We start from the raw sequence: 6,682 nt of genomic DNA on the forward strand, positions 1-6,682 counted from the left end.
CCGGGGCGCGCCTACCTGGACGACTACGACTTCAAGAAGCCCCGCGCCGACCTCTCGGAGATGCGCCAGTCGCCCCCCGGGCACAGCCACGACGGCTACGAGCGCTACGAGTGGCCGGGCGGCTACACCGAGTTCGCCGACGGCGAAACCTACACCCGCCTGCACATGGAGGAAGGCCTGGCCGCGCGCGAGCGCGCCCGCGCCGAGCTCAACAAGCGCAGCATCGCCCCGGGCTACACCATCGCGCTGGAGAACTACCCGCGCGGCGACCAGAACCGGCAGTACCTCGTCACCTCGGTGCGCTACCGGCTGGAAGAGAACGTGCAGGCCTCGCAGGGCACGGGCGGCGTGGGGCAGACCCAGGGCGGCTCGGTGCAGAAGTTCAGCATGCAGGTGCACCCCACCTCGCTGCCCTACCGCCCGCAGCTGAGCACGCCGCGCCCGCGCACCACGGGCCCGCAGACGGCGGTGGTCGTGGGCCCCGCGGGCGAGGAGATCTGGACCGACGAGTACGGGCGCGTGAAGGTGCAGTTCCACTGGGACCGCATCGGAGCCATGGACGAGCACTCCAGCTGCTGGGTGCGCGTGTCCACCAGCTGGGCCGGCCCGGGCTTCGGGGCGGTGTTCACGCCGCGCATCGGCATGGAAGTGATCGTGGACTTCCTCAACGGCGACCCGGACTACCCGATCATCCTGGGCTGCGTCTACAACGCGGCGAACATGCCGCCCTGGGAGCTGCCGGGCAACGCCACGCAGTCGGGCATCAAGACCAAGTCGAGCAAGGGCGGCGCCTTCGGCGATGGCATGAAGAACGGCGCGGGCGATGCCAACGCGCTGCGCTTCGAGGACAAGAAAGGCGCCGAGCAGCTCTGGCTGCACGCGCAGAAGGACCAGCTCACCGAGGTCGAGAACGACGAGGACAAGTGGGTCGGCCAGGACCGGCGCAAGACCATCGACCGCGACGAGACCAGCGTGATCCACCGCGACCGCACCGAGACCGTCGATCGCAACGAGAAGATCACCGTGCACGGCTGGCGCACCGAGGAGGTCGATGGCGACGAAACCATCACCATCCATTCCAACCGCACCGAGCGCGTGGACCACGACGAGAAGATCAGCATCGGCGACAACCGCCGCGAGGACGTCGGCATCGACGAGACCATCGACATCGGCAAGAACCGCAGCAAGACCATCGGCAAGAACGAGAAGGTCCAGATCGGCAGCAACTGGACCATCCAGGTCGGCAAGATGAAGACCGAGACCGTGGGCATGGTGGCCATGCAGAACGTCGGCATGGCCAAGATGATGAACATCGGCCTGGCCTACAGCGTGAACATCGGCGGCGTGCGCAACGACCTGGTGGGCGCGAACTGGAGCCGCACGGTGGGCGGCAAGGACTCGCTCTCCGTGGGCTCGGACCGCCAGGCGAGCGTGGGCGGCGCCGACAGCCTGGAGGTGACCGGTGCCCTGGCGGTGAAAGCCAAGGCCATCACGCTGGAGGCCGGCGACGAGATCACGCTGCGCTGCGGCTCCAGCACCGTGCGGCTCACGCCCGCGCTCATCGAAGTGCTCTCCTCGCTCGACAAGCTCAACTGCTAGCAGCGAAGCGCATCCTGCGCGGGCGCCTGGAGCGCACAGCACAGCACGGCGGAGAAAGACCCACCGCCTTGCCACGCGCACACCACCCGCGGCGGCGGAATAGCCCAGCGCATTCCGCCGCCCGCCAAAACCAAGATCAGAGGGAAAACACATGAGCGGCAAACCCGCGGCCCGCCAGGGCGACTTGACCAAGAAAGGCGGGCCCATCGTGCAGGGCTCGGCCACCGTGCTGATCGGCTCGGCCGGCGGCGTGGCCTGCTCCGAGTGCCCGGGCGGCATGGCCGTGGGCAGCCCCGTGAACCCGTCGCTGGGCGCCAAAGTGCTCACCGGCGGTGACGATCTCGACTTCGCCCTGCCCGGGCCGATGGCGCTGGTATGGCAGCGCGTCTACAGCAGCTATGTGAACACCGAGCACGGCTCGGCCTGCGGGCTGCTGGGCCACGGCTGGAAGCTGCCGATGGAACTGCGCCTGGAATGTGCCGGTGAGCGCACCGTGCTCTTCGACGCATCGGGGCGGGCCATCACGTTCGAGGAGCCCCTGGAGCCCGGCCAGGCGCTCTACAGCGCCAGCGAGAACCTGTGGCTGCTGCGCGGCGGCGGCACGGTGCAGGAAGAAGCTCCCCCTGGCCAGCCCGCGATTGGCGCATCGGGCACGGTGGCCCCCGAGCTGCGGCCCTGGACGCTGCAGCCGCGCTGGGCGCACCTGCCCCTGCACCTGCGCGCGGACCCCGCCTGCGTGATCGCCACGCCGGGCACGGGGGCCCCCGCCCCGGCCTGGATCTTCCTGCCGGCGGCGAACAAGACCGCCGTGTCGGGGACCCATGTGCTGCACGAGGTGCGCGACCGCTTCGGCCGCAGCCAGCGCTACACCCGCGGCGAGAGCGGGCCGCAGCAGGGCCGCATCGTGCGCATCACCGATGGCAGCGGGCGCAGCTACGCCCTGCTCTACGAGCGCATCGCGCCCGAGCCCACCGCTGCCGGTGCGGCCGGAACCCCAGTCCCCGCCAGCGCCCACCCGCTGCTGGGCCCGGACGACGGCGTGCGGCTCATCGGCGTGGACTGCACCGCCCCCGCGAACGGCCCGGGCGCCGTGCCCGGCGCCGCGCCAGCCCAGCCCCTGGTGCGCTACCGCTACGACACGGCCGGCAACCTGGCCGAAGTGCTCGGGCAGGACGGCACCCTCCTGCGGTGCTTCGGCTACGACGGCCTGCACCGCATGACCGCCCACCGCGTGCGCCAGGGGCCCTGGCACCGCTACGTCTACGAGGACCAGGCACCGCAGAGCCGGCAGCCGCCGCGCCCCGGCGCCCGCGTGGTCGAGCAGCACAACGAAGAGGGGCTCTCCTACCGCTTCGATTACCTCGACCCGCCACCGCCAGACAGCGCGCCGGCCACGCCGCCGGTCAGCCGGACCCTCGTGCACGACAGCCTGGGGCGCACCACCGAATACCACTTCGAGGGCGAAGGCGGGCTCAAGCGCCTCGTGCGGCTCGTGGGCCCCGATGGCGCCGAGCAGCGCTGGCGCCACGACAGCGCCGGGCGGCGCATCGCCGCCACCGACGCGCTGGGGCGCACCACCTGGTGGCGCCACGACGGCGCGGGCCGCCTGCTGGGCGTGCAGCACCCGGACGGCCGCAGCGGCCCCGAGCAGCGCTGGGGCGAGGACGGCTCCGCCCAGGACGGCCTGCTGCTGCAGAGCCGGGACGCCGCGGGCCTGAGCACACGCTACCGCTACGACGCCTGGGGGCGGCTGGTGGAAGTGGCCGTGCTGCCGGCCGGCAGCGAGGGCGCCGAACCCGGGGCGGAGACCGAGGCCCGGGCACTGGTCACCCGCCTCGAATACGCCCAGCCCCAGGCCGATGGCCGCTTCGCGCCCAGCGCCCTGCCGTGGTGCGACCAGCCGGTGGCCGTGGTCGACGCGCAGGGCGGGCGCAGCGAATTCGCCTATGACGCCTGCGGCCAGCTCGCGCGGCGCACCGACTGCTCCGGGCGCAGCCACAGCCTGCGCCGCGGTGCCTGGGGCGAGCTGCTCGAAGAGGTGGATGCCCTGGGCCAGCGCACGCACTACCGCCATGCGCTCGCGCACGGCGCCCTGCGCCTGATAGGAGTGCAGTACCCCGGCAACACGGCGGTGCGCTACCGCTGGGCGCAGGGTGGCTTGCTTGCAGCGATCACCCACGGCACACACGACGTCCTGGAAAGCGCGGGCGAGGCGGCGGGCACCAGCACCACGGTGACCTATCGGCATGACCTCTGGGGCCGCGTGATCGAGCAGGCCCAGGCGGGCCGGGGCGTGCAGCTGCGCTACGACACCGCCGGCCGGCTCGTGGAGCTGGTCAACGAGAACGGCGAGGCGACGCGCTTCGTGCACGACGCGGCCGACCGGCTCGTGCAGGAGGTGGGCTTCGATGGCCGCAGCCAGGTCTTCGGCCATGACGCGGCGGGCCAGCTCGTGCAGACGAGCGACGGCCAGGGCCCGGGGCACCGCCCTTCGGCAGAGAGCGGCACGCCCGGCAGCACGCCGGGCGATGCCGTGCGCTCGCGCCTGCACTACGACCTGCGCGGGCGGCTCGTGGCGCGCGTGCTGGCCCGCCTGCCGGCGGGGGAGCAGGACACGGGGCCTGTTGCGGCGTGGGAACACGACGGCGATGCGCTGCTGCAAATCCACCGCTTCGACCGCGCCCCCTCCGGCGCACTGGCCTCGGTCCGCACCTGGCAGGGCCGCCTGCCGCACACGCACGAACCGATGCAGGCCGGCGCCCTGGGCCGCTCCGCCGCGCTGGGCTCCCGCGTCCCCAGCCTGTCCGCACACTGGCTGGCGCTGGACACGCAGCCCCTGCTGGCGCTGCTGGACCGGCCCGGCGATCCGGCCCTGGCCGAAGTGGCCGCCACCCTGCAGGCCCACCGGCTGGCACTGGACAGCCGCGTCGCCCTGGCGCGCGACGGCCTGGGCCGCGCCTGCGGCGAGACGCAGACCCTCTACAGCAAAGTCGGCAGCGAGCCCATGGGCGGCGAGCCGCCCGTGGAGTTCGAGCACACCATCGCCCACACGCTCGGCCCCCTGGGCCAGCGCACCGCCACCCGGGCGCAGGGCCTGGGCACGCTGCAGTGGCTCGCCTATGGCTCCGGCCACGTGCACGGCCTGCTGCTGGACGGCGATGCGCTGGTGGACTGGGAGCGCGACGGCCTGCACCGCGAGGTGGGCCGCACGCTGCGCATCCTCGGAGAGAACGACGAGGCCCCCGCCGCGCATGCCGACCTTCAGGCCATCATCCACGCCCGGCGCCTGGCCCCCATGGGCCGCATGCTCCACCAGGACTGGCGCGGCCTGCGCCATGCCCCCGCGGAAACCCATGCCCATGCCGCAGCCGCCTCCGGCCGCATCGCCCCGGCCCTGGGCCCGCTCGCCACCCTTGCGCAGCGCCGCTACGACTACGACCCCCTCGGCCAGCTCGTGGGCGTGCGCACGCCCGGCGAGGCCACCCGCTACGGCTACGACGCCTGGCAGCGCCTGACCGGGCTGCAGCGCGCCACGCAGGCAGACGCGGCGCAGGAGCACTGGGCGCTCGATGCGGCCGGCAACCGCCTGCCGGCACCGGCGGATGCCCGGGCACAGGCTCCGCACGCGGACCGGCAGCGGCAGCGGCAGGACTGGGCGCAGCAGGTGCGCGAGAACCTGCGCGACACGAACTTCGACCTGCTGAGCGGGGGCACGCCTGCGGGCGAGGGCCCGGGCACCGTCACGCACTGGCCCGGCAACCGCATCGGCTGGAGCACCGCGCCCGAGGGCCGCGGCAACGCGGCCGGCACCACCCACTACCGCTACGACGCCTTCGGCAACCGCACGCTGGCGCTGCTGCCAGGCGGGCGCGCCCGGCGCCTGCGCTACGACGCGCTGCACCAGTTGCGCGAGGTCTGGCAGCGCGAGAGTGCGGCCAGCCCCTGGTGCCTGCTGGCCCGCTACCGCTACGACGCCTTCGGGCGGCGGCTGGCCAAGACCGTGTACGACCAGGCCAGCCAGCAGGGCACCACCACCCATGCCGGATGGGACGGCGACCGCCTCGTGCACACCGAAGGCCCTGGCGGGCTACTGCACACGCTCTACGAGCCGCACTCCTTCGTGCCCCTGCTGCGCCTGGAACGCGGCAAGGCCATTCCGTCGGCCCTGCAGGCACTGCTGGCACCGGACAGCGAGGAAGACGCGGATGTGAATGCTGCCGCGACGGCCCGGGATTTCTTCAACGCCCTGTCCCGCTCGCAGCGCGATTTGCTGGAAAACACCCTGAGCGCGGCCATCGCTCCTGGCAGCCCCGCCCCGGCCACGCGACAACTGCCTGCCGAAGTGGGCGCCCTGCTGGCCGCCGGCCTGGACGAAGTGCGCAGCCGGCAGGCCACCTCCGCCCGGACCGAAGCCACCCGCATCCGCCACATCCTCTGCGACCACCTGGGCACCCCCATCGCCCTGGTGGACGCCAATGGCCCCCAGGCCGGCCTCGTCACCTGGGCCGCCACCCACCACGCCTGGGGCGCCATTCGCGAGGAGTACGACCCGCATGGCATCGGGCAGGACATCCGCTTCCAGGGGCAGCAACTCGACGCCGAGACCGGGCTGCACTACAACCGGTTCCGGTATTACGACCCGGGGGTGGGGCAGTATGTGACGCAGGATCCGATTGGGTTGTTAGGTGGGGTGAACAAATTCAACTACCCGACGGATCCTATGGGTTGGATTGATCCATTGGGACGGCTTTGTTGCACAAATCAGTTCGAAGACGGCATAGCCCCAACCCCAGACGGATTTATGCCATGGCGGCCACCAGAACGGTTTGAGGACGACCGATCTGGCTGAAGCGGTTGAGTACGGCCACGCGGACATGCAACTCCACCACCTGATGCTCGAACGTGCGCGCCGTCACCCGTTCGCCCAGTCGCTTGAAGCAGTGCATCTTCGTCTCGACAAGGCTGCGCCGGTGGTAGCCGCTCCACTTCTTCCAGACGCTGCGGCCCAAACGCTGGCACGCCCGGATGGCTTCGTTGCGCTGCTCCGATCCCGGACTCGGCTTCTTCCAGTGGCGGGCGTTCT

General features: G+C 72.1%; 3 protein-coding genes. 2 read left to right on the plus strand and 1 reads right to left on the minus strand.

The window, feature by feature from the left end:
- Positions 1-1,599, plus strand: a 1,599-nt coding sequence (locus AX018_RS24150) for a type VI secretion system Vgr family protein (RefSeq protein ID WP_111882791.1), incomplete at its 5' end; no start/stop codon positions are given.
- 151 nt (positions 1,600-1,750) lie between these two features.
- Positions 1,751-6,448 carry an RHS repeat-associated core domain-containing protein gene (locus AX018_RS24155; protein WP_111882792.1) on the plus strand — a complete coding sequence of 1,566 codons (4,698 nt, stop codon included), beginning with the start codon at positions 1,751-1,753 and terminating at the stop codon, positions 6,446-6,448.
- On the opposite strand, the gene AX018_RS24160 is transcribed toward AX018_RS24155, so the two are convergent.
- On the minus strand, positions 6,399-6,682 hold a 284-nt coding region (locus AX018_RS24160), incomplete at its 5' end, for a transposase (RefSeq protein ID WP_146749281.1). The two genes, AX018_RS24155 and AX018_RS24160, sit on opposite strands and share 50 nt — an antisense overlap.

Origin of the sequence: Paracidovorax anthurii (assembly GCF_003269065.1) — a bacterium.
In the GTDB taxonomy this organism is placed as follows: Bacteria; Pseudomonadota; Gammaproteobacteria; order Burkholderiales; family Burkholderiaceae_C; genus Paracidovorax; species Paracidovorax anthurii.

Excerpts from the sequence above, each read along its gene's own strand:
- AX018_RS24155 (WP_111882792.1), top strand. The coding sequence starts at position 1,751 with ATGAGCGGCAAACCCGCGGCCCGCCAGGGCGACTTGACCAAGAAAGGC.